The 25,529-nt window shown below is 62.0% G+C and carries 21 protein-coding genes; 11 read left to right on the top strand and 10 right to left on the bottom strand.

The features are described 5' to 3' along the window. The first annotated feature begins 367 nt into the window (after positions 1 to 367). Complete coding sequence (locus PMI31_RS19780) at positions 368 to 1,420, top strand: WD40/YVTN/BNR-like repeat-containing protein (protein ID WP_008020082.1); 1,053 nt, start codon at positions 368 to 370, stop codon at positions 1,418 to 1,420. Positions 1,421 to 1,448: 28 nt separating this feature from the next. Next, complete coding sequence (locus PMI31_RS19775) at positions 1,449 to 3,833, top strand: efflux RND transporter permease subunit (RefSeq protein ID WP_008020081.1); 2,385 nt, start codon at positions 1,449 to 1,451, stop codon at positions 3,831 to 3,833. A gap of 162 nt (positions 3,834 to 3,995) precedes the next feature. On the opposite strand, the gene PMI31_RS19770 is transcribed toward PMI31_RS19775, so the two are convergent. After that, positions 3,996 to 4,715, bottom strand: a complete 720-nt coding sequence (locus PMI31_RS19770) for a FadR/GntR family transcriptional regulator (protein WP_032829613.1) — start codon at positions 4,713 to 4,715, stop codon at positions 3,996 to 3,998. 182 nt (positions 4,716 to 4,897) lie between these two features. Further along, on the bottom strand, positions 4,898 to 6,634 hold the full coding sequence (locus tag PMI31_RS19765; RefSeq protein WP_008020079.1) for an IlvD/Edd family dehydratase: 1,737 nt from the start codon (positions 6,632 to 6,634) through the stop codon (positions 4,898 to 4,900). Positions 6,635 to 6,827: 193 nt separating this feature from the next. Between PMI31_RS19765 and PMI31_RS19760 the strand changes: the two genes are divergently transcribed. The 9 genes from PMI31_RS19760 to PMI31_RS19725 all read left to right on the top strand — a co-directional run bounded on the left by PMI31_RS19760 (position 6,828) and on the right by PMI31_RS19725 (position 13,793). Then, on the top strand, positions 6,828 to 8,150 hold the full coding sequence (locus tag PMI31_RS19760) for an MFS transporter (RefSeq protein ID WP_008020078.1): 1,323 nt from the start codon (positions 6,828 to 6,830) through the stop codon (positions 8,148 to 8,150). 175 nt (positions 8,151 to 8,325) lie between these two features. Next, positions 8,326 to 9,318, top strand: coding sequence for an AraD1 family protein (gene araD1 / locus PMI31_RS19755; protein WP_008020077.1), 993 nt, complete (start codon positions 8,326 to 8,328; stop codon positions 9,316 to 9,318). A gap of 10 nt (positions 9,319 to 9,328) precedes the next feature. Beyond that, the gene (locus PMI31_RS19750; RefSeq protein ID WP_008020076.1) at positions 9,329 to 10,909 is read left to right on the top strand and encodes an aldehyde dehydrogenase (NADP(+)); all 1,581 of its coding nucleotides are present in this window, start codon (positions 9,329 to 9,331) and stop codon (positions 10,907 to 10,909) included. Positions 10,910 to 11,030: 121 nt separating this feature from the next. After that, positions 11,031 to 11,369, top strand: a complete 339-nt coding sequence (locus PMI31_RS19745) for a DUF5629 family protein (protein ID WP_008020075.1) — start codon at positions 11,031 to 11,033, stop codon at positions 11,367 to 11,369. After that, positions 11,362 to 12,531, top strand: a complete 1,170-nt coding sequence (locus PMI31_RS19740) for a lactonase family protein (RefSeq protein ID WP_043302507.1) — start codon at positions 11,362 to 11,364, stop codon at positions 12,529 to 12,531. The genes PMI31_RS19745 and PMI31_RS19740 overlap by 8 nt, the downstream gene beginning before the upstream one ends. Positions 12,532 to 12,687: 156 nt before the next feature. Further along, positions 12,688 to 12,867: a hypothetical protein gene (locus PMI31_RS19735; RefSeq protein WP_007979950.1), complete on the top strand. Its 180-nt coding sequence runs from the start codon at positions 12,688 to 12,690 to the stop codon at positions 12,865 to 12,867. Positions 12,868 to 13,085: 218 nt separating this feature from the next. Further along, positions 13,086 to 13,211 carry a hypothetical protein gene (locus PMI31_RS31640; RefSeq protein ID WP_008020073.1) on the top strand — a complete coding sequence of 42 codons (126 nt, stop codon included), beginning with the start codon at positions 13,086 to 13,088 and terminating at the stop codon, positions 13,209 to 13,211. A gap of 115 nt (positions 13,212 to 13,326) precedes the next feature. Continuing rightward, positions 13,327 to 13,539 carry a hypothetical protein gene (locus tag PMI31_RS19730; RefSeq protein WP_008020072.1) on the top strand — a complete coding sequence of 71 codons (213 nt, stop codon included), beginning with the start codon at positions 13,327 to 13,329 and terminating at the stop codon, positions 13,537 to 13,539. Beyond that, complete coding sequence (locus tag PMI31_RS19725) at positions 13,536 to 13,793, top strand: hypothetical protein (RefSeq protein ID WP_008020071.1); 258 nt, start codon at positions 13,536 to 13,538, stop codon at positions 13,791 to 13,793. The genes PMI31_RS19730 and PMI31_RS19725 overlap by 4 nt, the downstream gene beginning before the upstream one ends. 114 nt (positions 13,794 to 13,907) lie before the next feature. Here PMI31_RS19725 and PMI31_RS19720 read toward each other — a convergent pair whose 3' ends face one another. From PMI31_RS19720 to PMI31_RS19685, 8 genes are all read right to left on the bottom strand, one after another. Next, positions 13,908 to 14,504: a glutathione S-transferase gene (locus PMI31_RS19720; protein ID WP_008020070.1), complete on the bottom strand. Its 597-nt coding sequence runs from the start codon at positions 14,502 to 14,504 to the stop codon at positions 13,908 to 13,910. Further along, positions 14,501 to 18,142: an AAA family ATPase gene (locus PMI31_RS19715; RefSeq protein WP_008020069.1), complete on the bottom strand. Its 3,642-nt coding sequence runs from the start codon at positions 18,140 to 18,142 to the stop codon at positions 14,501 to 14,503. The genes PMI31_RS19720 and PMI31_RS19715 overlap by 4 nt, the downstream gene beginning before the upstream one ends. Continuing rightward, complete coding sequence (locus PMI31_RS19710; protein WP_008020067.1) at positions 18,139 to 19,383, bottom strand: exonuclease SbcCD subunit D C-terminal domain-containing protein; 1,245 nt, start codon at positions 19,381 to 19,383, stop codon at positions 18,139 to 18,141. The genes PMI31_RS19715 and PMI31_RS19710 overlap by 4 nt, the downstream gene beginning before the upstream one ends. A gap of 258 nt (positions 19,384 to 19,641) precedes the next feature. Then, entirely contained in the window at positions 19,642 to 21,291 is a 1,650-nt protein-coding gene (locus PMI31_RS19705) for a BatD family protein (RefSeq protein ID WP_008020066.1), read from the bottom strand. After that, complete coding sequence (locus PMI31_RS19700; RefSeq protein ID WP_008020065.1) at positions 21,288 to 23,021, bottom strand: tetratricopeptide repeat protein; 1,734 nt, start codon at positions 23,019 to 23,021, stop codon at positions 21,288 to 21,290. The genes PMI31_RS19705 and PMI31_RS19700 overlap by 4 nt, the downstream gene beginning before the upstream one ends. Continuing rightward, positions 23,018 to 24,100 (bottom strand): vWA domain-containing protein, encoded by a 1,083-nt coding sequence (locus PMI31_RS19695; RefSeq protein ID WP_008020064.1) that lies wholly within the window; start codon positions 24,098 to 24,100, stop codon positions 23,018 to 23,020. Before PMI31_RS19695 ends, PMI31_RS19700 begins: the two co-directional genes overlap by 4 nt. Then, positions 24,093 to 24,587 (bottom strand): DUF4381 domain-containing protein, encoded by a 495-nt coding sequence (locus PMI31_RS19690; RefSeq protein ID WP_008020063.1) that lies wholly within the window; start codon positions 24,585 to 24,587, stop codon positions 24,093 to 24,095. Before PMI31_RS19690 ends, PMI31_RS19695 begins: the two co-directional genes overlap by 8 nt. Then, positions 24,584 to 25,528: a DUF58 domain-containing protein gene (locus PMI31_RS19685; RefSeq protein ID WP_008020062.1), complete on the bottom strand. Its 945-nt coding sequence runs from the start codon at positions 25,526 to 25,528 to the stop codon at positions 24,584 to 24,586. The genes PMI31_RS19690 and PMI31_RS19685 overlap by 4 nt, the downstream gene beginning before the upstream one ends. Position 25,529: the final 1 nt, after the last annotated feature.

The raw sequence follows: 25,529 nt of genomic DNA, 5'->3' as shown, positions 1-25,529 counted from the left end.
CCGAACGAAAGGGGCAAGAGCCCTTGGTTACTTGGGGCTTTTCCAAGTAACCCGCCGTAAGGGCGGAACCCTAAGCCGCCGTTACCGCAGCAACGGATATGCACACCGAACACAACCACCCCCAAAACCGCAATCACCCCACCTGATACCCTATCATTCAGAACACCCCCCCCATCCCCCCCGGTTAACAAAACATAACGTGGCGTCGATTGTCAGACATTAAAAAACACCGATAGGATAAGCCAGCTTCCGAAGGGGCTCTGGATTGCGGGTTTCAGGACTATGCTCTGAAACAGCGGTTCAGACACGCACCCTTGCGGCGCCCAAAAAGGTTGAACGACCTAACAATAATAATGGGGGAAGGTCTATGAGTGAGCCTGTCATGGGTGTGGGTATCTGCCGCCCGCCGGCACTACGCAAATTCGCGTTGCTGGCTACAGCGCTCTCGCTGTTGGGCTCTGCCATGCTGTCGGCTCCTGCGCTGGCCGCGGCGGCGCCAGCATCCGACGTTGTTTATTCCATTGAATCTGGCAAGGCTTCCAAAAGCCTGATGCTCGATGTCGTCCACGCCGGCAAGCGCCTGGTGGCGGTCGGGGATCGTGGGCACATCCTGTATTCCGATGACCAGGGCGCCACCTGGACCCAGGCCAAGGTCCCGACCCGGGCCCTGCTCACGTCGGTGTTCTTTGTCGATGACAAGCACGGCTGGGCCGTCGGCCATGACGCGCAGATCCTCGCCAGCGAGGATGGCGGCGCGACCTGGACCCGGCAATTCGAAGATCTGAAACGCGAATCGCCGCTGCTCGACGTCTGGTTCCAGGACGTCAACAGCGGCTTTGCCGTGGGCGCTTACGGCTCGCTGATGGAAACCACCGACGGTGGCAAGCATTGGGAAGACGCCAGCGACCGCCTGGACAACGAAGACCAGTACCACCTCAACGCCATTACGGCGGTCAAGGATGCCGGGCTATTCATCGTCGGCGAGCAGGGCAGCATGTTCCGCTCCGCCGACTGGGGCCAGACCTGGGAGAAACTCGAAGGTCCGTATGAAGGCTCGCTGTTTGGCGTGATCGGTACGGCACAGCCCAATACGCTGCTGGCCTACGGATTGCGCGGCAACCTTTACCGTTCCACGGATTTCGGCAGCACCTGGGAGCAAGTCGAGCTCAAGGCCGAGCGTGGCGACCTGGAGTTCGGGCTGTCCGGCGGCACGCTGCTCGACGATGGTTCCATCGTGATCGTCGGCAACGGCGGCTCGGTGATTCGCAGCAGTGACGATGGCGAAACCTTCACGGTGGTCAACCGTCCGGACCGTATTTCCGTCTCGGCAGTGACTGCGGCAGGCAATGGCAATCTGGTTCTGGCCGGGCAGGGCGGCGTTCGCGTCACTTCGCCGAACGGCATCGAGTCGGGTAAATGAGCCGGGTTAATAACAAGAAGGCGGAGCTATGACTTCCTTGAGTACTCATCACCAGGACAAGGCGACGTTCCTCGAGCGCCTGATCTTCAACAACCGCCCGGCAGTGATCACGATCTGTCTGCTGGTCAGCATTTTCCTGTTCTGGCAGGCCACGCTGATTCGTCCGTCCACCAGTTTCGAAAAAATGATCCCACTCGAGCATCCCTTCATCCAGAAGATGATGGAGCACCGCAACGATCTGGCAAACCTGGGCAACACCGTGCGGATCTCGGTGGAGGCCACCGACGGCGATATCTTCTCCAAGGAGTACATGGAGACCCTGCGTCAGATCAACGACGAGGTGTTCTATATCTCCGGTGTCGACCGTTCCGGCCTCAAGTCGTTGTGGAGTCCGAGCGTACGCTGGACCGAAGTGACGGAAGAGGGCTTCGCCGGCGGTGAAGTGATTCCGCAAAGCTACAACGGCTCCCAGGCCAGCCTCGATTTGCTGCGCAACAACGTGCTCAAGTCCGGTCAGGTCGGGCGGCTGGTGTCCAACGACTTCAAGTCGAGCATCGTCGACATTCCGTTGCTGGAGTCCTACCCGGACCCGCAAGACCAGGGCAAGCTGCTGGCGCTGGACTATCGCAAGTTCTCCCACGAGCTTGAAGACAAGATCCGCACCAAGTTCGAAGCACAGAACCCGAATGTGAAGATCCACATCGTCGGTTTCGCCAAGAAAGTCGGCGACCTGATCGACGGCCTGGTGATGGTGGTGATGTTCTTCGGTGTCGCCTTCGTCATCACCCTGATCCTCCTGCTGTGGTTCACCAACTGCCTGCGCAGTACCGTCGCCGTGTTGAGCGCGACGCTGGTGGCGGTGGTCTGGCAATTGGGGTTGATGCACTTCTTCGGCTTCGGGCTCGACCCCTATTCGATGTTGGTGCCGTTCCTGATTTTCGCCATCGGTATTTCCCACGGCGTACAGAAGATCAACGGCATCGCCCTGCAATCGAGTGAAGCGGATAACGCCCTGACGGCGGCGCGCCGGACTTTCCGTCAGTTGTTCCTGCCGGGGATGATCGCGATCCTCGCCGATGCGGTGGGTTTCATCACGTTGCTGATCATCGATATCGGCGTGATCCGTGAGCTGGCGATTGGCGCGTCCATCGGCGTGGCGGTGATCGTGTTCACCAACCTGATCCTGCTGCCGGTGGCGATTTCCTATGTCGGCATCAGCAAGCGTGCCGTGGCCCGCAGCAAGAAAGACGCCACCCGTGAACATCCGTTCTGGCGCCTGCTGGCGAATTTCGCCAGTGCCAAAGTCGCACCGGTTTCCATTCTGCTGGCGCTGATCGCCTTTGGTGGCGGCCTCTGGTACAGCCAGAACCTGAAGATCGGCGACCTCGACCAGGGTGCCCCGGAGCTGCGTCCGGACTCGCGCTACAACAAGGACAACAACTTCATCATCAACAACTACTCCACCAGTTCCGATGTGTTGGTGGTGATGGTCAAGACCAAGGCCGAAGGTTGCTCGCGCTACGAAGCCATGGCGCCGATCGACGAGTTGATGTGGAAGATGCAGAACACCGAGGGCGTGCAGTCGGCGATCTCGCTGGTGACCGTGTCCAAGCAGATGATCAAGGGCATGAACGAGGGCAACCTGAAATGGGAAACCCTGTCGCGTAACCCTGATGTGCTGAACAACTCCATTGCCCGCGCTGATGGCCTGTACAACAACAGCTGTTCCCTGGCGCCGGTGCTGGTGTTCCTCAACGATCACAAGGCCGAGACCCTGGATCGTGCGGTGCATGCGGTGCAGGAGTTTGCCAGGGAAAACAACAAGGAAGGCCTGGAGTTCATCCTCGCGGCTGGTAACGCCGGTATCGAGGCGGCCACCAACGAGGTGATCAAGAAGTCCGAGCTGACCATCCTGATCCTGGTGTACATCTGTGTTGCGGTCATGTGCATGATCACCTTCCGCTCCTGGGCGGCGACTCTGTGCATCGTGCTGCCGCTGGTGCTGACTTCGGTACTCGGCAACGCCCTGATGGCCTTCATGGGCATCGGTGTGAAAGTGGCGACCCTGCCGGTCGTGGCGCTTGGGGTGGGGATCGGCGTGGACTACGGCATCTACATCTACAGCCGCCTGGAAAGCTTCCTGCGTGCCGGCCTGCCGCTGCAAGAGGCGTACTACCAGACGCTGAAGTCCACCGGCAAGGCTGTGCTGTTCACCGGTCTGTGCCTGGCCATCGGCGTGTGCACCTGGATCTTCTCGGCCATCAAGTTCCAGGCCGACATGGGGCTGATGCTGACCTTCATGCTGTTGTGGAACATGTTCGGTGCGCTGTGGCTGTTGCCGGCACTGGCACGGTTCCTGATCAAGCCTGAGAAGCTGGCAGGGCAGAAGGGCAACTCGTTGTTCGCTCACTGATCGATCGCTGAAATGAAAAAGCCGCAACCTGAGGTTGCGGCTTTTTTACATCTGCCGATAAACACCCCCTTGTAGGAGCCGGCTTGCTGGCGATGGTGTGCCAGTCAACATCAATGTCGCTGACACACCATCGCCAGCAAGCCGGCTCCTACAGGGGCGCGTTTAGGCAGGATCGCTGCCCAGCACCACATTCAACGCACTACGCGCATCATCCAGCTGCACCAGCGTCGCATGCCGCGCGCCGAGGGCGTCGCGGTTTTCGATGGCGGTCAGGATCGCCTTGTGCCGGGGCAGCGCCAGTTCATGCAGGTTCGGTCGCTGGTTCGAATGCTTCAAGGCTTCGGCGATGGCCACCGAGAGCATGTTGCACAGGTTGGCCAGCAAGTCGTTGTGCGTTGCATCGGCGATGCGGCTGTGGAAATCCAGGTCAGGCTGTAACAGCGCCTCCGGCGTCGGCGCGGCTTCCATGCGCTGGTAGGCTTCACCGATGGAGGCAATGTCCGCTTCCGTGGCGAACTGTGCGGCGAGGGCGGCAGCGGCCGGTTCGATGATGCTGCGCACACTGGTCAGCAGGTCAAAAAACTGATTCTGCGGACTGCTCTGCATCAACCAGTGCAGCACGTCCGGGTCGAGCATGTGCCAGTCCTTGCGCGGCTTGACCACGGTACCGACCCGCGGGCGGGAATACACCAGGCCCTTGGCAACCAGTACCCGGGTGGCTTCACGCAGCACCGGTCGGCTGACCGCATATTCTTCGCACAACAGCGCTTCGGCGGGCAGTTTGTCGTCCGGCAGGAAACGTCCCGAGACGATCTGCATCCCCAGTTCCTGGACGATGCGCGAGTGCATGCTTTTGCGGTCGGAGGGTTTGCGGTAATCCATGGGGAACGGCGCGGTCCTGTGCGAATAGGTGTCGCGCATGATAGCAGGCGCGGCACAATCTTGAGGCAAGGATAAGACACTGTAGGAGCTGGCTTGCCAGCGAAGATGGCGGCACAGTCAACATCGCTGGTGACTGACTGCCGCTTTCGCTGGCAAGCCAGCTCCTACAGGGGGCGGTGGTGTCAGTGGGAGTGGCGCGGCACTTCGGCTCCGCGGCAGCCGACCAGGAAGTCGAAGTCGCAACCCTGGTCCGCTTGCAGCACGTGGTCGATGTACAACTGACGGTAGCCACCCACCAGCAACTGCTGTGGCGGTTGCAGATCGGCCATGCGCGCGGCCAGTTCGGCGTCCGGAATATCCAGGTGCAAGCGGCCGCTGGCGCAATCGAGTTCGATCCAGTCACCTTCCTTCACCGCAGCCAGCGGTCCGCCAGCGGCGGCTTCGGGGGCGACGTGCAGGACAACGGTGCCGTATGCCGTGCCGCTCATGCGCGCATCGGAAATACGCACCATGTCGGTCACGCCCTGGGCCAGCAGCTTGGCCGGCAAGCCCATGTTGCCCACTTCGGCCATGCCGGGATAACCCCTCGGCCCGCAGTTTTTCATCACCAGGATCGAGTCGGCATCCACGTCCAGCTCCGGGTCATTGATTCGCGCCTTGTACATGTCGAAGTTCTCGAACACCACAGCGCGGCCGCGATGCTGCATCAGTTCGGGCGTGGCGGCGGACGGCTTGAGCACGGCCCCGAGCGGTGCCAGGTTGCCGCGCAACACACAGATGCCGCCATCGGCGCGGATTGGGTTGTCGAGGGTGCGGATCACTTCGTCTTCGCCATAGATCGGCGCGTCCCTGGTGTTCTCGCCGATGGACTTGCCGTTGACGGTCAAGGCGTTCGGGTTCGGGATCAGATTGGCTTCGCCGAGACGACGCAACACCGCCGGCAAGCCACCGGCGTAGTAGAACTCTTCCATCAGGAAGCGCCCCGACGGTTGCAGGTCGACGATGGTCGGCATGCCGCGACCGATACGGGTCCAGTCGTCCAGGTCCAGCTCCACGCCGATACGACCGGCGATGGCTTTCAAGTGGATCACCGCGTTGGTCGAACCGCCGATGGCGGCATTGACCCGAATGGCGTTCTCGAAGGCTTCCCTGGTCAGGATCTTCGACAGCTTCAAGTCTTCGCGCACCATCTCCACGGCTCGCATGCCGGACATGTGCGCCAACACGTAGCGGCGTGCATCAACGGCGGGAATTGCCGCGTTGTGGGGCAGGGAAGTACCGAGCGCTTCGGCCATGCAGGCCATGGTCGAGGCGGTGCCCATGGTGTTGCAGGTACCGGCCGAGCGGGACATGCCGCCCTCGGCCGCGAGGAAGTCATCGATGCTGATGGTGCCGGCCTTGACCTGTTCGCTGAGCTGCCAGACCACGGTGCCGGAGCCGATGTCCTTGCCCTTGTGCTTGCCGTTGAGCATCGGCCCGCCAGTCACGACGATGGCCGGTACGTCGCAACTGGCCGCGCCCATCAGCAATGCCGGGGTGGTCTTGTCGCAACCGGTCAGCAGCACGACGCCGTCGATCGGGTTGCCGCGAATGGCTTCTTCCACGTCCATGCTCGCCAGGTTGCGGGTGAGCATGGCGGTAGGGCGCAGGTTCGATTCACCGTTGGAGAACACCGGAAACTCTACCGGAAAGCCCCCGGCCTCGATCACACCACGTTTGACGTGCTCGGCAATCTGGCGGAAGTGCGCGTTGCACGGGGTCAGTTCCGACCAGGTGTTGCAGATGCCAATGATCGGCTTGCCATGGAACTGGTGGTCGGCGATGCCCTGATTCTTCATCCAGCTGCGGTACATGAAGCCGTTCTTGTCGGCCGTGCCAAACCATTGGGCGGAGCGCAGGGTGGGTTTCTTATCAGACATGATCGATCTCTTATTGTATGACTATATTGTTCGAGCTGAGGGGTAACATAAGCGCAATTCGCGCTGTTTGGAAGTGTTGTTGAGTAAATAGTATTACTATATAGTCGGCTCAAACGGAGGGATGGCCCTGGCGAGCATTTCGCGAGAGGCGTCCCCCGAGGTTCCATAACAACAACAATCGGAGACCGATCTCATGAGCCAGGAACTGCGGCTTATCCGTCGCATCACGCTGAAACTGATTCCCTTCCTGATCCTGCTATACCTGATCGCCTATGTGGACCGCTCCGCCGTGGGGTTCGCCAAGCTGCACATGGGCGCCGACATCGGCCTGGGTGATGCGGCTTACGGCCTCGGCGCAGGGCTGTTCTTCATTGGTTACTTCCTGCTGGAAATCCCCAGCAACCTGATGCTCGATCGCTTCGGTGCCCGACGCTGGTTCGCGCGAATCATGGTCACCTGGGGCGCCATCACCATCGGCATGGCGTTCGTCCAGGGGCCGAACAGCTTCTATGTGATGCGTTTTCTGCTCGGTGCCGCCGAGGCCGGGTTCTTCCCGGGCGTTCTGTACTACATCACCCAATGGTTCCCGGTGCGCCATCGCGGCAAGATCCTCGGGTTGTTCATCCTCTCGCAGCCCATTGCGATGATGATCACCGGCCCGGTGTCCGGTGGCTTGCTGGGCATGGACGGTGTGCTGGGGCTGCACGGCTGGCAATGGCTGTTCATCGTCATCGGCACCCCGGCGATCCTGTTGACCTGGCCGGTGCTGCGTTACCTGCCGGACGGCCCGCAACAGGTGAAGTGGATGGACCAGGCGGAAAAGGACTGGCTGAGCGGCGAGCTGAAAAAGGATCTGGACGCGTACGGCCAGACCCGCCATGGCAATCCGCTGCACGCCCTCAAGGACAAGCGCGTGTTGCTGTTGGCGCTGTTCTACCTGCCGGTGACCCTGAGCATCTATGGCCTGGGGTTGTGGCTGCCGACCTTGATCAAGCAGTTCGGTGGCAGCGACCTGGTGACCGGATTCGTCTCGGCGGTGCCGTACATCTTTGGCATCGTCGGTCTGCTGATCATCCCGCGCAGTTCCGACCGCTTGAACGACCGCTACGGCCACCTCGCGGTGCTTTACGTGCTGGGTGCGATTGGTCTGTTCCTCAGCGCCTGGCTGTCGGTGCCGGTGCTGCAGCTGGCGGCGTTGTGCCTGGTGGCATTCGCACTGTTCTCCTGCACGGCCGTGTTCTGGACCCTGCCGGGCCGCTTCTTTGCCGGCGCCAGTGCAGCGGCGGGGATCGCCTTGATCAACTCGGTGGGCAACCTCGGTGGCTACCTCGGTCCATTCGTGATCGGCGCCCTCAAGGAATACACCGGCAACCTGGCTTCGGGCCTGTACTTCCTGTCTGGCGTGATGGTGTTCGGGCTGGTGTTGACCGGGGTGGTGTATCGCTTGCTGGAACGCCAGCACGTATTGCCAGCCGATGAGTTTGCGGCGAGTGCACGCGGGGCGTCACGTAGCTGACACAAATCAGGAAATCACCACTAACCCTGTGGGAGCGGGCTTGCCCGCGATAGCAATCTGTCTGGCACATCAATGTTCAATGTGCCGCCGTCATCGCGGGCAAGTCGGATCGCCGCACCGCCACTCCCACAGGGAGTAGTGCTTGCCCAGGTTCTGAGTTAACAGGAGAAAATTCATGCGTTTGGTTCAATTCGAGTTGAGTAACGGCGAACGCCGTGTCGGCGTTGTCGAGGCGGGCCTGGTCCGTGAAGTGCAGGACGCGCGCACGGTTCGCGATCTGGCATTGGCGGCGATCGAGGCGGGCGCCAGCCTTGAGCAACAGGTGCAAGATCTGGGGCTGGGCATCAGCCATGACTATGCCGAACTGCTGACGAAACGGCGCATCCTGCCGCCGCTGGACCATCCGGATCCGGCGCACATGCTGATCAGCGGCACAGGCCTGACCCATCTGGGCAGCGCATCGGCCCGGGACAAGATGCATCAGCAAGGCGGCGACGAAGCGGTGATGACCGACACCATGCGCATCTTCAAATGGGGTGTGGAGGGCGGCAAACCGGCGGCTGATGAAGCCGGTGTGCAACCGGAATGGTTCTACAAAGGCGACGGCAGCATTGTCGTGCGGCCAGGCCAACCTTTTCCTCTGCCACCGTTTGCCGAAGATGCCGGTGAAGAGCCCGAGATCAGCGGCCTGTACGTGATTGGTCATGACCGCAAACCGTACCGCCTGGGTTTTGCCGTGGGCAACGAGTTTTCCGATCACGTCATGGAGCGCAAGAACTACCTGTATCTGGCTCACTCGAAACTGCGCAGTTGCAGCTATGGCCCGGAACTGCGGGTTGGCGAACTGCCGCAGCATCTGGCGGGCACCAGCCGCATCCTGCGCGACGGCGAAGTGCTGTGGCAGAACGAGTTTCTCAGTGGCGAAGCGAACATGTGCCACAGCCTCGCCAACCTGGAATTCCATCATTTCAAGTACAGCCAGTTCCTGCGCCCGGGGGATGTGCACATTCACTTCTTCGGCACCGCAACCCTGTCCTTTGCCGACGGCATTCGCACGCAACCGGGTGACGTGTTCGAGATCACCCAGGCCGAATTCGGCGCGCCGTTGATCAACGGTATCGCACCGGTCGCAGCGGCTTTCGAGCCCGGCACCGTCGGCACACTTTGAGGAGTTACCCATGACCCGGATTCTTGGTCACAACTACATCGGCGGCCAACGCAGCGCTGCCGGTAGCATCAAGCTGCAGAGTGTCGATGCGACGACGGGCGAGGCCTTGCCCGGCGATTTTTATCAGGCAACAGCGCAGGAAGTCGCTGCGGCGGCCACCGCGGCGGCGTCCGCGTATCCGGCCTATCGCAGCCTGAGCGCGGAGCGACGGGCGCAGTTTCTCGATGCCATTGCCGATGAGCTGGATGCCCTCGGTGATGATTTTGTCGCTGTGGTCTGCCGCGAAACGGCGTTGCCCGCAGGCCGGATTCAAGGCGAGCGTGGACGCACCAGCGGCCAGATGCGCCTGTTTGCCAAAGTCTTGCGTCGCGGTGATTTCTACGGCGCACGGATCGACCGGGCATTACCTGCGCGTCAGCCGTTGCCGCGTCCGGACCTGCGCCAATACCGTATCGGCCTGGGACCTGTGGCCGTGTTCGGTGCCAGCAACTTTCCGTTGGCGTTCTCCACTGCCGGCGGCGATACCGCATCGGCGCTGGCCGCCGGGTGCCCGGTGGTGTTCAAGGCCCACAGCGGTCACATGGCCACGGCTGAACGTGTGGCCGACGCAATCATTCGTGCTGGCGAGAAAACCGGCATGCCAGCGGGCGTGTTCAACATGATCTACGGTGCGGGTGTCGGCGAGGCACTGGTCAAGCATCCGGCGATTCAGGCCGTGGGTTTCACCGGTTCGCTCAAGGGCGGTCGAGCCTTGTGCGACATGGCCGCGGCACGTGCGCAACCGATTCCGGTGTTCGCCGAGATGTCGAGCATCAACCCGGTGATCGTGTTGCCCGAGGCATTGCAGGCGCGGGCGGACACGATCGCCCGGGACCTGACGGCGTCGGTGGTTCAGGGCTGCGGGCAGTTCTGCACCAATCCCGGTTTGGTGGTTGGCATTCGCTCTGCGTCGTTCAGCGCATTTGTGCAGCAAGTGGCTGGGTTGATGGGGGATCAGCCGGCGCAAACCATGCTCAACGCCGGAACCTTGAGCAGCTATGGCCAAGGCTTGCAAAAACTGCTCGCGCATCCCGGCATCAAGCACCTGGCCGGTCATCCGCAGCAGGGCAATCAAGCGCAGCCGCAGTTGTTCAACGCCGATGTCAGCTTGCTGATCGACGGCGATGAAGTGCTGCAGGAGGAGGTGTTCGGTCCGACCACCGTAGTGGTTGAAGTGGCCGATCACGCGCAACTGATGGCGGCCTTGAATGGCCTGCACGGCCAATTGACCGCCACCCTCATTGGCGAGCCTGCGGACTTCGAGCAGTTCACCGGGTTGACTGCGATGCTGGAACAGAAGGTCGGGCGAATCCTGCTCAATGGCTACCCGACTGGCGTGGAGGTCTGTGAATCGATGGTCCACGGCGGACCTTACCCGGCAACGTCCGATGCACGCGGTACGTCGGTGGGCACACTGGCCATCGATCGCTTCCTGCGGCCGGTGTGTTTCCAGAACTACCCCGACAGTTTGTTGCCGGATGCGCTGAAGAACGGCAATCCGCTGCGTATCCAGCGTCTGGTGGATGGCCAGCCATCGCGTGAGGCACTCTAACGGCTACACACAAATCCCTGTAGGAGCGAGCTTGCTCGCGATAGCGACAGTCCAGTCGATGTAAATGTTGACTGATGTTCCGCCATCGCGAGCAAGCTCGCTTCCACAGGGAATGCGGTGCATGAGCTATCATTGCGGTTTTCCCATCCAAAGATTGACTGCCATGACTGCCGCAACCGACACCCTGCTCAATGCCCTCGAACACTGTGGAATGGTGGAAATCGACGGGCTGCATGCCTTCGAATTCGCCCTTGATGTCGATGACAACCTGCATATCGAATGCATGGACGGCCGCGCGGCCAAGCACTGGGAATTCACCCCGGCGCAGGTTCAGGCGGCGACATACGACGCCTCGCTGCAAAGCTGGTTGATCATCGGTGATTCGGGTGAACACCGTTTGGTCTGCCTGGGCGATGTCGTCAGCGGCGACAACGATGACGATGAACCAGAGGATGAATAAACTCTGGCCGCTATTGATGGCCGGCAGTATCGGTGCGATGGGGGTTCAGGCTGCGTCTGCCGACGACTATCAATTGCTCGTGGGCTCCTACACCGCCGGCCAAAGCCAGGGCATCTACCGCCTGGCTTTCGACATCCGCACCGGGCAGATCGATGCCCGGCCCCTGCAAGTGATCAAGAGCGAAAACCCGTCGTGGCTGACCCTGTCGAAGGACCAGCGACACCTGTTCGTGGTCAACGAAAACGGCCCAGGTCAAGCCGATCCGGTAGGGCGCGTCAGCAGTTACGCCATTGATCCCAAGACCCATGTGCTGAGCCTGATCAACCAGGTGCAAAGCCTGGGCAGCGAGCCGACCCATTCCAGTCTCAGCGCCGATGGCAGCTATCTGTTTGTCAGCAATTACTCGGTGGCCGAAGACCCGGGCGGCACCCTCGCGGTATTGCCGGTGGCTGCCGATGGCAAGCTCAAAACCGTGGTGCAGATGAGCAGCCACCCGGCGAGCCGGGTCAATCCCGAGCGCCAGGCCTCGGCCCACGTGCATTCGACGATCCCGTCGCCGGACGGCAGATACGTGTTCTCTAACGATCTGGGCGCCGACAAGGTGTTTGCCTACCGCTTCGACCCCAAGGCCAACCCGGAACTGCCATTGACCCCGGCCACTCCGGCATTCGTGCAATTGCCGCCCGGTAGCGGACCCCGCCACCTGCTGTTCAGCGCCGATGGCAAACACGCCTGGCTGACCATGGAAATGAGCGCCCAGGTGGCAGTGTTCGATTACCACGACGGCCAACTCGAGCAGACGCAGATGGTCGATCTGGCCGCCGGGCAACCGGTCTCAGACAAGGCTGCGGCGGCACTGCATGCCTCAGCCGACGGCAAATACCTCTACGTCAGCAACCGTGGCACCGCCAATCAACTGCTGGTGTTTGCCATTGATCCGGCCACCGGCCACCTCAACGAGCTGCAACGCCGGGCGGTGGAGGGCGATCATCCGCGGGAATTCAGCCTCGATCCGAGTGGCAGATTCCTGTTGATCGCCAACCAGAAGAGCAACCAGATTGTCGTCGTCGAACGCGACGCCAAAACCGGTTTGCTGGGCAAGACCGTGCAAAAACTGCCGATGGACGCGCCGAGCGACCTCAGGTTTTTGCTGCGTCAATAAGCCGCAGGCCCCGGTTCATGGGGCCTGCCTGCTTTTATCAATGACGCTGATATCTGGTAATGCTACAAAGCATTTCAAGGCGTGAACCCTCGAGGGTTAAGTTTGCTTCACGGCCCCACCGGGCAAGCAAGCCAACTGAATCCGAGGAATACCGCCATGAACTTCAACATCTTCTCTGTCATTGCCGCATCCGCCATTTCTGCCACCGTTGCGCTGCCAGCCAGTGCCAACGTTGAAATCAGCGACAAAAAAGCACACACCCAGAGCTACACCCAGAAGTACCTGCAACAGAGCGCCAACTTCTACGCCGCGCTGGATCACAAAACCCAGGCCTGAACGTTCACCCCTGCCTTTATGCAGGAGCGAAGTCACTGATGATCGAAGACCCTTGTGTTGAAAACTCGAGTGTCGAAAACGATCAGAGTGATGTCGCTCCTGCATAACGCATTTACGACAGCATCAAATTGCTATCAATGTCGCGCTTGATATCATATCGCCATGCGTTTAAATTGACGCTGATTTTTTGACTCCTCCTCACGGCAAGGATCGGCAGCATGGTGACGCGTCTGGCATTGGTTCTTCTGTTTCTCTATTCCACTCCCATTTTGTCGGCAGCCGACCCCGTTCCGGGTGAGCCGGATGCTGGCCGCGAACGCTTGATGAGTTTTATTGAAGACTGAAATAGTCTGGCTCAATGATCAACGACGCTGATGGTCACTATGGATAACCCTGAGTGGTTACCCAGGCTGTTTTGATCGATTCTGTGGGCATTGAAACATGCCTGCGGAGAACATCATGGCCAGCGCAATTCTCACTTCTGCCAAACACGGCGCCTATGTGGCGATCGGTCTTTACCTCGCCATGGTGCTGGTGGTCAGCCTTTCAGCCCAGTCGCAATCCAGCTTTGAAGCACCAATCCAGGTCGCTCATCCCGGCATCCAGTTTGAACACAGTGCGCAAAGCGCGAGCGCTGATCAGGCTGAACTCGCAGGAGTCGTCGGCGCATGAAAGGGCACAGACTTTGGGTCATCGCCTTCCTGGCGTTCATGACCAACGGATCCTCCCTGTTGGGGATCGGACAGGGCTCGGCGGGTTCGGTGGCACGGGCCATCGAAGCCAACCACAACATTGCCCGCAACATCGAAAACGCCAATGCCCAGGGCATGCTGGCCGGCAATCCGCCGATCAGGAGTGAAAGTGTGGCTTTCGGCCCGTTCCAGCTCGATTGCTCGGCTATCGGGATGTGTGGGGTGCTGGCCTGAATCCTCGACACACCACGGATCTTTGTAGGAGCCGGCTTGCTGGCGATGGTGTGTCAGTTGACGCTGTGGTGCCTGACACGCCATCGCCAGCAAGCCGGCTCCTACAGGGGGTGGTTATTTCTTCATGATTGATGTGAACAGGTCCGACTCCAAAAGCCGCTGTAGCCACACCTGCAAGCGCAGGTAAGGTGTCTGCGCGAACCACTCGCGATCCACATGCGCAAACTGCCGTACGAACGGCATCAACGCCACATCCGCCAGACTCGGATGGTCCGCCAGCAAATAGTCCCGCCCTTCGAGCAACTGATCCAGCTTGCGCAAGAACACCTCACCCTCGCTGCGATAAACCTCCATCGGTTGCTCGGGATAACGCTCGGCGTACTTGTAGCGATTCAAGTGCACCTTGAACGCCTGATCGTTCTGTTCGATCAGAGGGGCGATGTGTGCCGCTGCGTCAGGATCATCCTTGAGCAACCAGTCCTGCGGATCGCTCTGTGCCAAGGCCCAGCGCATGATGTCGAGGCTTTCGTCGATCACCCGGCCATCGGCGCTCAGTACCGGCACCGTGCCTTTGCCCGACAGCGCGAGCATCTCGGCGGGCTTGGCCTTCAGGCTGACTTCGACGATGTCCACGGCCACTCCCGAATAACGCAGGGCCATGCGGGCACGCATGGCGTACGGGCAGCGGCGGAAGGAATACAGCGTGTTCATTTCACCTCCAGGGAGCTCAGGCCGTTGCCCTGACGGCGGACCTGAATCTGCACCGGAATCCGTTCATGCATTTCCTGTACATGGGAAATCACCGCGACCTTGCGACCCTGGGCTTGCAAGCCGTCGAGGGCGTCCATGGCCAGTTGCAGGGATTCCGGGTCGAGGCTGCCGAAGCCTTCGTCGATGAACAGCGACTCGATTTTCAGCGTGCTCGACGCCATCGACGCCAGACCCAGGGCCAGCGCCAGCGAGACCAGGAAGGTCTCGCCACCGGACAGCGAATGCACCGAACGCAGTTCGTCACCCATCTCGGTGTCCATCACCAGCAACCCGAGCATGCTGCCGCCGCGCTTGAGGCGATAACGGCGCACCAGTTGCCGCAATTGCACGTTGGCGTGGTGCACCAGCAGGTCGAGGTTGTAGGCCTGGGCGATCTTGCGGAAGGTGTCGCCGGTGGCGGAGCCGATCAACGCATTCAAGCGTGCCCAGCGTTGATACTCGCTATAGGCGTCGGCAATTTGCTGTGCCAGGGCCTGATTGGCGTTCTGCCGGCGCTGGTCCTCGGCCTGCTCGGCGCGCAGTTCGGCGCAGTGTTGCTCGCTGGTGGCGGCGAGGTTTTGCAGGTCGATCAGCGCACTGGCCAACTGCTCGGCGTCAAGGTTGCCGTTGTGTTGTGCCTGGTGAGCGAGCAAGCGCTTGTCGCGCTCCTGCTCCAGGACGCTGGCCTGTTCGATGGCTTTTTCGCTGTGCTGCAAGCGCTGGCGCAGTTCGCTGACCTGGGTGTCATCGACGAGCAGCAAGTCTTCGAGGCCGCCGTCATCCAACTCGGGATGGCGTGCACGCCAGTCGCCGATTTTGCTGGCGAGTTCTCGTTCTTCACCTTCCAGTGCGTGCAAACGTTCTTGCTGGGCCTTGAACTCGGCGGCGATTTGTACTGACTGCGTGAGGACGCTTTGCAGTGTCTGCGCCGTGTTGGCTTCGGCGCTGCGCGCCTGTTCCACGGCCTGTTCCAGTTGCTGCTGCCAATGCTCGGCGCTGCTGTGTTCGCCGAGTAATTGACCGAGTGTGTGCTGGCTCGCCTGTTGCTGCTCGGCCAGCCCGGTGAACTGCTGTTCGGCGGCCTGCAATTGCTGCACGCGGCTTTGCTGGCGATCCTGTTCCTTCTCCAGGTGTTGCTGGCGCTGTTGCTGCTCGGCCAGCTCTTCCTTTTGTTGTTCGAGTTGCGCCAGGCGCTCGGCGATCTGCCGGTCGAGCTGCATGAAGGTCGCGGCCGGTTCGACGCGCAGCGCTTGCAGGGTCTCGGCCGGCAGCAGGCTGGCGAATGCCTTGAGTTCTTCGTCCAGGCGCTGGCGGTCGTTGCCCAGTTCGCGCTGTTGATTGCCAAGGTGCTGGGCCGCTTGCTGGTACGCGGTTTCGGCATGACGCAGTTGCTGGGTCAGGCGCGCGGCATCCTGTTGCAACGTGAGCAGCGCGCTCTGCCGTTGTTCGTCCTGGCTGATGCTCTGGTTGAGCTGACTGTTTTGCTGGAGGAGCCAGGCGTCGCGTTTGCCGGCATCCTGATTCAGCAGTTGGGCAGCCAGCGAGTGCGCTTCCAGGCTCGGGGCGAGGGCTTGCTGCTGGGTCGCCAGTTGCTCCTGCTGTTGCAGCAGTTCCTTTTGCTGGGCGATCAGCCCGCCGACTTCAGCTCGCAAGTCAGTGAGCTTTTCCTTGAGCAGGTCGACGGCCTTCTGGGCGTTGGCCTGTTCGCTCTCATCAAAACGACCGAGGCTTTGCAGCAGCGCTTCAGGCTGATGATACGGATGCTCGTTGCTGCCGCAGACCGGGCATGGCTGGTCGTCCTGCAGCTGCGCGCGCAGCTCTTCGACACTGGCGCTGCGCGCCAGACGCTGACGCTCCAGCAGTTCGCGAGTGACGTTGAGGGTCTGTTCGGCAACGCTCAGTTCCGCCTTGGTCTTGACCCCGTCCTGGGTCAGGCGTTCACGTTCCTGTTGCGCGGTGAGCTGACGCTGTTGCAGCTCGGCGCCGCGCTTGTCCAGTTCTTGCTGGCTGGCCCACAAGCGCGCAAGGTCTTCGACGGCATGCAGTTGTTTGCGGTTGTCTTGCAACAGGCTGCCCAGAATGCCGATCTGCTCGGCGACGGCATCCGGTTCGGCGCCGGCCTCCTTGAACAGCACCTCCAGTTGCTGCTTCTGTGCGGTGAGCGTTTGTTCGGCGCTTGTGGCGTTTTGCTCGAGGCCGGCCAGTTCGGCCTGGCCCTGATTCAGCCGGTTGCCGATCACCATCAACTGTTGCAGGCGATCACGGTAGGCACTCCAGGCATCGCTCAACGGTGCCAGATGAATGCTTTGTTCCAGCTCGCTGTTGATGCGCTGCAGGTGCCCGTCGCCACGGGCCTGCTGATCGAGCAAGGTCTGAATCGTGCTCTGGCCCTGGGTGCAGGCCTGCTCGGCATTTTGCTTTGCCTCGGCACTGACGGCGGTGTCCTTGGCCAGGCGGGCGAGGGTGCTTTGGGCTTCGAAGGCCTGGCGCAGCAACGGCGCGCTGACAGTTTGCCGTTGTTGCGCTTCGCTCAATGCGATTCGGGCAGCGCTGAGCTGTTGCTCAAGCTGCGTCTGGCGCTCGCCGAGTTCGCCATGTTGCTGCGCATGCAGGGCAATTTGCGCCGCCAACGGCGTCAGCAGCCCATCGACCTCGGCTTTACGGGCGAACTGGTGCCGTTGCGGAGCCAGTTGCTCGAGGCGAGTCAGCCTCAAACGCTCGCTGGCCAGGGCTTCCCAGTGGGTCTGGGCCGATTGCAGTTGTTCGCTGGCGGCCAGATGTTCGTCCTGCAATCGCCGCAGGTCCTTGAGCCAGGTGTGTTGCAACTCCAACTGCTTGAGCTGCGCCTGTTGGGTTTTAAGTTGTTGCTGAGCTTCATTGAAGCGCTCATCGAGCTCGGCTCGGGCTTCAGGCGACAGGGGCGTGACCCCGGTGGCCTGGTCCTGCAACAGCTTATGGGCTTCGCGCGCCTCCTTGGTCTTGTCGAAGGCCCGACGACCGAGACGCGTGTAGAGCGCCGTGTCGGTGAGTTTTTCCAGCAGCTCGCTGCGGTCGTTGTCGTCGGCCTTGAGAAATGCGCTGAACTCGCTTTGCGCCAGCAGCACGGCGCGGGTGAACTGTTCGAAGTTCAGCCCCAGCGCGGTTTCGAGCTGAGTTTTGTATTCGCCTTTCTGGCTGGCGAGCAATTGATCCTGATCGATGTCACGCAAGCTCTGGCGGCTGGCCTGCAGCTTGCCAGCGGCCTTGTCCCGAGCACGATTGGCCTCCCAGCGAGCGCGGTAACGACGGCCGTCGACACCGACGAAATCCACTTCCGCATAACCTTCGCCCGTGCCGCGACGCAGCAGGGTCCGCGGGTCACCCGTGCCGATTTCGCCGTCGGCGTCCGGTACCTTGGCGTCGCGGCCGGTGTTGTTCAGGCGTGGTACGGCGCCAAACAGCGCCAGACACAGCGCATCGAGCAGGGTGCTTTTTCCAGCACCGGTGGGGCCGGTGATGGCAAACAGTCCGGCACTGGCCAGGGGTTCGGCGGTAAAGTCGATTTCAAACGGCCCGGCCAGCGAGGCGAGGTTTTTCAGGCGGATCGCGAGGATTTTCATGGCTGTTCGCTCTCCATCTGCACGTCCTGCAACAGCTCGGCAAAGTCCTTGAGGGTCTGCTCGTCGACCTCGCTGCCGTAGTTGTCCTGCCAGGCGCGGCTGAACAGTTCCTGAGGCGTGAGCTGGTCCAGCTCGATCAGTGTGTTGCCATCCTCGATGCCGTCCCGGCTGCCGTTGCCGGCGTACTCGGCGGCGATGCGCACCAGGCGCACGGCCTTGCCTTGCAGGGCGGTTTCCACTTGATTGCGCAGGTCGGGCTGCGGTTCATCAAGGCGCACCCGCACCTCCAGCCACGGCTGACGCTGGATGTCGGCCAACAGGTCGATGTTCGGCAGGTCCGCCAGTTGCAACAGGATCTCGCTCAATGGCGCCGGGCCGATGCGTTGCAGGTTGACCGCGCGGGGGATCATTTTCGGCTCGACGCTGACCAGGGTTTCGCCGTCGAGCCTGATGTCCAGAATCTGGTGCTGATAGCTGATCTCGGAGAACGACAGCGGAATCGGCGAGCCGCTGTAGCGGATGCGTTCTTCGCCGTTGACCTTCTGCGGCTTGTGCAAGTGACCGAGGGCAACGTAACTGATGCTCGGCCCGAACAGGCTGGCGGGCAGGGCTTCGGCATTGCCAATGATCAGGCTGCGCTCGGAGTCTTCCGACACCGAACCGCCCGCCATGTGCGCGTGGCTGATGGCGATCAGCGCCTGGCCTTTCTTGCGCTTTGCGTTCGCCGCCTCGATCAGCCATTCATGGACCTGGCCAATGCCACGCAGGTAGTTGTCGCCCAGATGCGCGCCGGTGACTTCGGCAGGGCGCAGGAATGGCAGCGCCAGGCACCAGGCGACGGTTTTGCCCTTGGCGTCCGGCAGCGGCAACAGCAGGCGCTCGGCATCCAGTTGCCCGTCATCCAGCCACAGCACACGACCGAGCGCATGGGTGCGCAGGCGGCGCATCAACGGCGCGGGCAGTTCGATCCGCGAGCCGGAATCGTGGTTGCCGGCAATCATCACGATGGTCAGCAATGGCTGCTGTTCGTGGGCGCTGACGATGAAGTCGTAGAGGCGTTCCTGGGCTTTGACCGGAGGATTGACCGTGTCGAAGATATCACCGGCGATCAACAGCACGTCCGGCTGATCGAGCTTCAATTGACGCAGCAGCCAGTCGAGAAAACAGCCGTGTTCGAAATCGCGATCCTGGCCGTGCAGGTTCTGCCCAAGGTGCCAGTCGGAGGTGTGAAACAAGCGCAAGGCGGACTCCGCTACAAAATAGGTAATGGCCGCGTGAAAAATGAAGGCGGCGAAAGGGGGAAGAGTTTACTGGCAAACAGAGCGGGATGCTGAATGCCTTTGTCCTTTCAGGTTGGGAGTAGCCCCCATTCTGTCAAACACCCTCGGCCCGTAGGCGCTGGCTTGCCAGCGATGGCGGCCTGGAGGGCTGCGCAAGATCGAAGACGGTTTCGCCGGCAAGCCGGCTCCTACAGGTTTGGCATGATCTTTGGTCCGGCATTATTTCGGATAAAGTGGCGGCAACCCACTGTCGCCGACCGGATCCTGAACCCGTTCGGCAATCGGGATCGCCTTGATCGCCCGCCACAATTCGTCACCTTGCCAATACTGGCCGGTTTCGCTGTACAGCGCGCCGTTCAGGCCGTCGAGGGCGTCGGACAGCGGTACGAAGCGGGCGGCCATGTCGGCCAGGGTTTCCGGTTGTTGACGGGCCCAGGCGTCGAGGGCCTGGCGGGTGGCGTGGGAGTCATTGGCCTGGCAGGCGCGCTTGAGGTCGTCGAGCACGGTGCGCGGGCTCGGGCCGGTTTGAGCGGCACGCATCACCGCCGGTTGCCAGCGGCCACGCCACCAGAGGCCGAAGCCGAGCAGGGTGGTGCAGGCCAGAATCAAGGTGCTGAGCTTCCAGTGCCAGAGCGCTTGGCTGTCGGCGCTGGCATCGACCGGTGAGGCTCCGGCCGGGGTATCGACCACCAGGTTCGGATTGGCCTCCACGTGTAGCGTGCGAGCGGGCAGGCTGCTGCGCTCCAGATGGTCTTCGAAGGTGTTCCACCACACCACGTCGACGGTGGGCAGTTCGATGGCGCCGGTCCGTGTCGGCACCAGGGCCTCGCGGTCTTCACGACTGCCGACCAGGCCGCGCTCGCTGTTCTGGTTGCCGAGCACCGGTTGATCCGGGTAGCGGCGCAGACCGCCGACATCGATGCCGGGCAGCGGCGGCAGCTGGGTGCTGGACAAGCCTTCGGCCTTCACTGTCAGGCTGCGGGTCAATGAATCGCCGACCTGGACATGATCCGGCTCCGGGTTCCAGCTATCGCTCAGGGTCAGGCTGCGCGCAGGCAGCCAGGGGGCATCGGCCGGATAGGTGATGGGTTTGGCCTTGACCGTCAACAGCAGTTCGGCCGAGGTCACGCGCATCAGCTTGCCGGATTTCGGCCCCTGGGCCGCGTCCTGTACCGGTTGTGCATCGACCAGCGCAGCGTTGAAGACCTGCGCCGGAATGATCAGTTCGCCGCTGTGTTGCGGGTAAATCGCATAGCGCATTTCGATCACGCCATGGCGCAGCCCGTCGATGTCTTTTTCATAGGTGCGTGAGTCGCCCAATTGCTCGATGCGTGCATCAGATATCTGCAAGGGTGGCAGGCTGCTGTCGTCGTACAGCGACACCGAATGGTAGATGCGCAGGGTCAGGATTGCCTGGGCCTGAACGTACACGCTGGTTTGATCGAGGCTGGCATCAATGAACACCGCGGCCCGTTTGTTCGGGTTGTCCGGTGTTTCGCTCTCGACCACTTGCAGGGTGATTGGCTGGCTCTGCAGTTCGCCCAGTTGCAGGGGCGGAATTACCACGCTGCCGTTCTGCCGGGGCAGGAGGGTGACGATCCAGCGGGTGGTGGCCCGGTTTTCGCCGCTGAGGGTGTTCAACTGGTTGACCTGGCGTGTGCCGCGCACTTCGAACAACGGCTCCAGCGGTGTCATGTCGGGTTTGCCGAACTGTGTCACGTCGGTGGATTCCAGGGTCAGCTCGACCGTCTCGCCTGAGCTCAGGCGACTGCGGTCCACACTGGCGACCAGCTCTGCCGCCTGCGCCTGAACGGTGCAGAACAACAGGCCATGCAGCAGCGCGAGCAATATAACGGTGAAGCGGGTCATCGAGTTTTTTCCTGATCCTGATGTTGTTGCTGTTCGTACCAGAATTTGCGCCGCAGAAGCTCACCGGGGTCATCCGGGATCTGCCGCAACCACTGCTCCAGTGCCTGACGCTGTTCACCCTCGATGTTGTCGCTGGCCGGGCGCAAGGGCGGCGTCGTATGTTGCTCGTCACCCAATTCACTGCCCGGAACTTCGTTGGTACCGGGCTTGCGTGGCGACGTGGGCGGATGCCTGGTGTCGGCGCCAGCCTGCGGTTCTTGCGCCTGCGGTTCGCCTCCGTCCGAAGGCTGCGTCGTGGCACCGGGCGGTGTTTGCTGCTCAGTGGGCTGGGGCTCGTCGCTGGTGGCCGGCTCCGGGGCGGGCGGGCTGTTTTTCTGCTTGAGCAACTCTTCCACCAGCGCCTTGTTGGTCAGTGCCGGGCGTAAATCCGGTTGGCGTTCCAGCGCCTGTTCGTAAGCGTCCAGGGCGGCCTCCAGCGCACCACTTTTGGCCAGGGCGTTGCCCCGATTGTAGTGGGCATGGGCATCGTTGCCCTCGGCAAACCGCTCGGCGGCGCCGGCGTAGTCTCCGGCTTCATAGAGCGCCACGCCTTGCCACTGGTGGTCTTCGAAGCGCCGCGCGGCCTCGGCCGGACGCTTGAGCTTGAGTAATTGCACGCCTTGTTGATCAGGACGCAGCCACAGGTCTGCGAGGTCGAAGGCGTAGCTGGGCTGAGGCAGCGCCAACAGCAGCGGCAGGCACAGCAGCCAACCGCGACGTCCCGCGCAGGCTGCGAGCAGCAACAGCGGCAGCAGCAGCCAGTAGCCCTGGTCGGCCCAGGTGTCGAGGCGTAGCGTCTGGCCGTCATTGCGCAAGTGACGCGGACCGTCGAGCAGGCCGAGGGCGCGCAGGTCGCTTTCGTCCAGGCGGGCGTGGCGATAGCGTCCGTCGAGGTCGCGGGCGTAGCCTTTCAAACCGGGCTCATCCAGGCGCGGTACGAGGATCGCGCCTTGTTCGTCCTTGAGGAAACTGCCGTCTTCCTGGGTGATCGGCGAGCCTTCGGCGGTGCCGATGCCAAGCATCAGAAACTGCGTCGATTTGCCCGCCATTGCGCGGCGAATCCCCAGGCGTTCGTCTTCCGTCAGGGACGAGCCGATCAGCAGGATCCGCCCGTCACCGAGCGCGGCCTGATCCAGCAGGGCCAAGGCCTTGACTACCGCCAGGTCGGCGCGATGGCCGGCTTCGGGCATCAATGACGGCTTGAGGGCATCGAGCAGATTGCGGCTGGTGGACAGGTCATCGGAGAGCGGCACCAGCGTATGCGCGCTGCCGGCGTAGACGACGATCGCAGTCTGGGCGTCGCTGCGAACCTGCAGCAGATCGAACAGCTTGCGCCGGGCCTGTTCCAGCCGATTGGGCGCGACGTCGGTGGCGAGCATCTCCGGGGTCAGCTCAAGGATCACCACCAACGGGTCGGAGGGTTTCTGGCTGGTTTGCTCGACACGTTCCCAACTCGGGCCCAGCAGCGCGAGCACGGTCAACAGCCATGCCACGCCGAGCGCGACCCAGGGCAATTTACTGTCACGACCACTGCCACCGCTGAGCAGTGCTGCGTGAAAGGCTGGAGGTAGAATCATCTGCCAGCGCCCGGCGCGCTTCTTGCGGTGCCAGAGTTGCCAGAGCAACCAGCCAAGCATCGGCAGCAACAATAGCCACCAGGGGCGGAACCAGTAGGGCCACAGCGTACTCATCGGCGCCTCCGCAGACGCAGGCGTTTGAGACGCTGGCGCCAGTCGGGCAGCAATTGGGTTTGCAAAAACAGATCCTTGGTAAAAAGGCGTTGCAACGGGTTGTCCGGCCAGAGTACGGGAGCCACCAGCAGCATGCTCAACAGCAGTGCCATCGCCAGGGGCCATTGATACAACGCCTGGGCCGGACGGGCCTGGGTCGGTTGCTGGGCCACGGGTTCCAGTTTATCGAGGGTTACCTTGATCGATTGCAGTTCCTTGCCATCGTGGGCGCGGAAATACTGGCCGCCGGTGGCTTCGGCAATGGCTTTCAGGGACGGCTCGTCCAGGTCCAGGCTCGGATTGACGCCGAGAAAGCCAACCGTGCCACTTTGCTCCGGATCGGCACCGATGCCGATCGGGTAGATCTTCACATCTTCCTTGCCCGCCAGTCGGGCTGCAGTGAGCGGATCGATTTCACCGGCATTATTGGCCCCATCGGTGACCAGAATCAGCACGCGGCTCTGCGCCGGACGTTGGCGCAGGCGTTTGAGGGCAAGGCCGATGGCATCGCCGATGGCGGTGTTTTTGCCGGCAATGCCGATGCGTGCCTCATCGAGCCAGACGCGCACGGTGTGGCGGTCGAAGGTCAATGGCGCTTGCACGTAGGCCTGGCTGCCGAACAGGATCAGGCCGACCCGGTCACCCTCGCGGCTTTCGAGAAAGTCGCCGAGCAGATGCTGGACCAACGAAAGGCGACTGACGTCTTCGTCCTGCCACTGCATGTCGGGAAAATCCATCGAGCCCGAAACGTCCACCGCGACCAGCAGGTCGCGGCCACTGGCGGCGATTGGTAACGGTTCACCCAGCCACTGCGGGCGTGCGGCGGCCATCAGCAGCAGCAGCCACAGCAAAATGAACGGTGACTGTTGGCGCCAGGCCGGCAGATTGGCACGGGCGCGGCGGCCGGCCAGGCCTTCCAGATCGCTTAGAAAACTGACCTTGAGCGCCGGCTCGCCACTGTCGGCGACCGGCAAGACGATGCGCATCAACCACGGCAAGGGCAACAGGGCGAAGATCCACGGCCAGGCGAACTCAAACATGCTTGCGAATCCATGTGTCGACGGCCTGAGTCAGGCCGGCGATGGCCTTGTCATCGAGTTTGCATTCGGGTTTGTAGGCACCCTCAACAAGCACCATCCAGCGGGTCAGGCCCGCTGCCGGGCAACGGTTGTCGAGGAACGCCAGCCACTTGCGCCCGTTGAGGGTATGGCTCTGGCTGTAGGGATAGTGGTTGCGGCACAGGCGCTTGAGCAAGCCGTTGAGTTGCTGCAGCCAGGCACCAGCCGGCGCACCGTCGTACGGCTTGGGCATCAGCGCCAGTTCGGCCAGTGCGGCCAGGCGAACCGGGTCCAGCGGCTGTTCGGCGCGCACCACGGGGCGTTTGCGAGGTATGAAGCGCCGCAGGTTCCACAGCCCGTAACCAAGTAGCGGCAGCAACAGCAGCAGTATCCACCAGCCCGGCGCGGGCGGCCAAAAGTCGATCGGCGGCGGAGAAATCAGCGGTTGCAGTTGTTCCAGTCCGCTCATCGACCTTTCCCCGGCTTCTGTGGGTTCAGGTATTCGCGCAGTTGCTCGACCATCCCGCTCTGGGTACTCAAGGGCATCAGCAGGACGCCCAGCTTCTGTGCGAGCAGCTCCCAGCGAGCGATGCGTGCTTCGGCCTGGGCCCTGTAAGTCTGGCGCAGGTCGAAATTCAGGGTGTCGAGCTCCAGTTGCGCACCGCGTTCGGCGAATCGTAAAAGGCCGGCGGCGGGCAGGGCATGATCCAGCGGATCGGACAACGGCAGCAGCAACAGGTCGCAATGGCGGGATAACAGGCTCAGCTGTTGCTCGGCACTTTCCGAAAGGGAGCGTTCGTCGCAGATCACCACCACCAGGCTGCCCGGGCGTGACACTTCGCGGGCGCGGCGCAGAGCGATACCGAAGGCGTGACGGTCCGGCTCGATTTCGCTGTTGAGCGACTGATTGACCCGCACCAGCCGGTTGAGCAACTGCAGCAGGCTTTGCTTGCTGCGCCGAGGCTTGATTTCGTAGTGTTCGTTGTCGCCATACACCAGCCCGCCGACCCGGTCGTTGTGGCCCAGGGCTGCCCAACCGATCAGGCTCGCCGCCTGTGCGGCGAGCACCGATTTGAACATCTGGCCCGAGCCGAAAAACAACCGGCGGCTTTGTTCGACCATGATGAAAATCGGCCGCTCGCGTTCTTCGTGGAACAGCTTGGTGTGGGGTTCCTGGGTGCGCGCAGTGACGCGCCAGTCGATGGTGCGCACATCGTCGCCGGCCTGATAGACCCGCACCTGATCGAAGTCGACACCACGGCCGCGCAATTTGGAATGGTGCAGGCCAATCAGCGGGCTGCGCTGGCTCGGCGTGGAAAACAGCTGCACTTCGCGCACGCGATGGCGCATCTCGATCAGGTCGGCGAGGCTGACACGGATGCCCGGCTCGGGCGGCAGGCTGACGTTCATC

The sequence above is a fragment of the Pseudomonas sp. GM55 genome (assembly GCF_000282395.1).
GTDB classification, from domain to species: domain Bacteria; phylum Pseudomonadota; class Gammaproteobacteria; order Pseudomonadales; family Pseudomonadaceae; genus Aquipseudomonas; species Aquipseudomonas fluorescens_CC.
The sequence above is the reverse complement of the archived record's forward strand: the minus strand, read 5'-3'. Positions and strand labels throughout refer to the sequence as shown.

What these genes read in the sequence shown, in the direction of transcription:
- PMI31_RS19780 (WP_008020082.1), top strand. Translation starts at nt 368, where the DNA reads ATGAGTGAGCCTGTCATGGGTGTGGGTATCTGCCGCCCGCCGGCACTA.
- PMI31_RS19775 (WP_008020081.1), top strand. Translation starts at nt 1,449, where the DNA reads ATGACTTCCTTGAGTACTCATCACCAGGACAAGGCGACGTTCCTCGAG.
- PMI31_RS19770 (WP_032829613.1), bottom strand. Translation starts at nt 4,715, where the DNA reads ATGGATTACCGCAAACCCTCCGACCGCAAAAGCATGCACTCGCGCATC.
- PMI31_RS19765 (WP_008020079.1), bottom strand. Translation starts at nt 6,634, where the DNA reads ATGTCTGATAAGAAACCCACCCTGCGCTCCGCCCAATGGTTTGGCACG.
- PMI31_RS19760 (WP_008020078.1), top strand. Translation starts at nt 6,828, where the DNA reads ATGAGCCAGGAACTGCGGCTTATCCGTCGCATCACGCTGAAACTGATT.
- araD1 (WP_008020077.1), top strand. Translation starts at nt 8,326, where the DNA reads ATGCGTTTGGTTCAATTCGAGTTGAGTAACGGCGAACGCCGTGTCGGC.
- PMI31_RS19750 (WP_008020076.1), top strand. Translation starts at nt 9,329, where the DNA reads ATGACCCGGATTCTTGGTCACAACTACATCGGCGGCCAACGCAGCGCT.
- PMI31_RS19745 (WP_008020075.1), top strand. Translation starts at nt 11,031, where the DNA reads ATGAGCTATCATTGCGGTTTTCCCATCCAAAGATTGACTGCCATGACT.
- PMI31_RS19740 (WP_043302507.1), top strand. Translation starts at nt 11,362, where the DNA reads ATGAATAAACTCTGGCCGCTATTGATGGCCGGCAGTATCGGTGCGATG.
- PMI31_RS19735 (WP_007979950.1), top strand. Translation starts at nt 12,688, where the DNA reads ATGAACTTCAACATCTTCTCTGTCATTGCCGCATCCGCCATTTCTGCC.
- PMI31_RS31640 (WP_008020073.1), top strand. Translation starts at nt 13,086, where the DNA reads ATGGTGACGCGTCTGGCATTGGTTCTTCTGTTTCTCTATTCCACTCCC.
- PMI31_RS19730 (WP_008020072.1), top strand. Translation starts at nt 13,327, where the DNA reads ATGGCCAGCGCAATTCTCACTTCTGCCAAACACGGCGCCTATGTGGCG.
- PMI31_RS19725 (WP_008020071.1), top strand. Translation starts at nt 13,536, where the DNA reads ATGAAAGGGCACAGACTTTGGGTCATCGCCTTCCTGGCGTTCATGACC.
- PMI31_RS19720 (WP_008020070.1), bottom strand. Translation starts at nt 14,504, where the DNA reads ATGAACACGCTGTATTCCTTCCGCCGCTGCCCGTACGCCATGCGTGCC.
- PMI31_RS19715 (WP_008020069.1), bottom strand. Translation starts at nt 18,142, where the DNA reads ATGAAAATCCTCGCGATCCGCCTGAAAAACCTCGCCTCGCTGGCCGGG.
- PMI31_RS19705 (WP_008020066.1), bottom strand. Translation starts at nt 21,291, where the DNA reads ATGACCCGCTTCACCGTTATATTGCTCGCGCTGCTGCATGGCCTGTTG.
- PMI31_RS19700 (WP_008020065.1), bottom strand. Translation starts at nt 23,021, where the DNA reads ATGAGTACGCTGTGGCCCTACTGGTTCCGCCCCTGGTGGCTATTGTTG.
- PMI31_RS19695 (WP_008020064.1), bottom strand. Translation starts at nt 24,100, where the DNA reads ATGTTTGAGTTCGCCTGGCCGTGGATCTTCGCCCTGTTGCCCTTGCCG.
- PMI31_RS19690 (WP_008020063.1), bottom strand. Translation starts at nt 24,587, where the DNA reads ATGAGCGGACTGGAACAACTGCAACCGCTGATTTCTCCGCCGCCGATC.
- PMI31_RS19685 (WP_008020062.1), bottom strand. Translation starts at nt 25,528, where the DNA reads ATGAACGTCAGCCTGCCGCCCGAGCCGGGCATCCGTGTCAGCCTCGCC.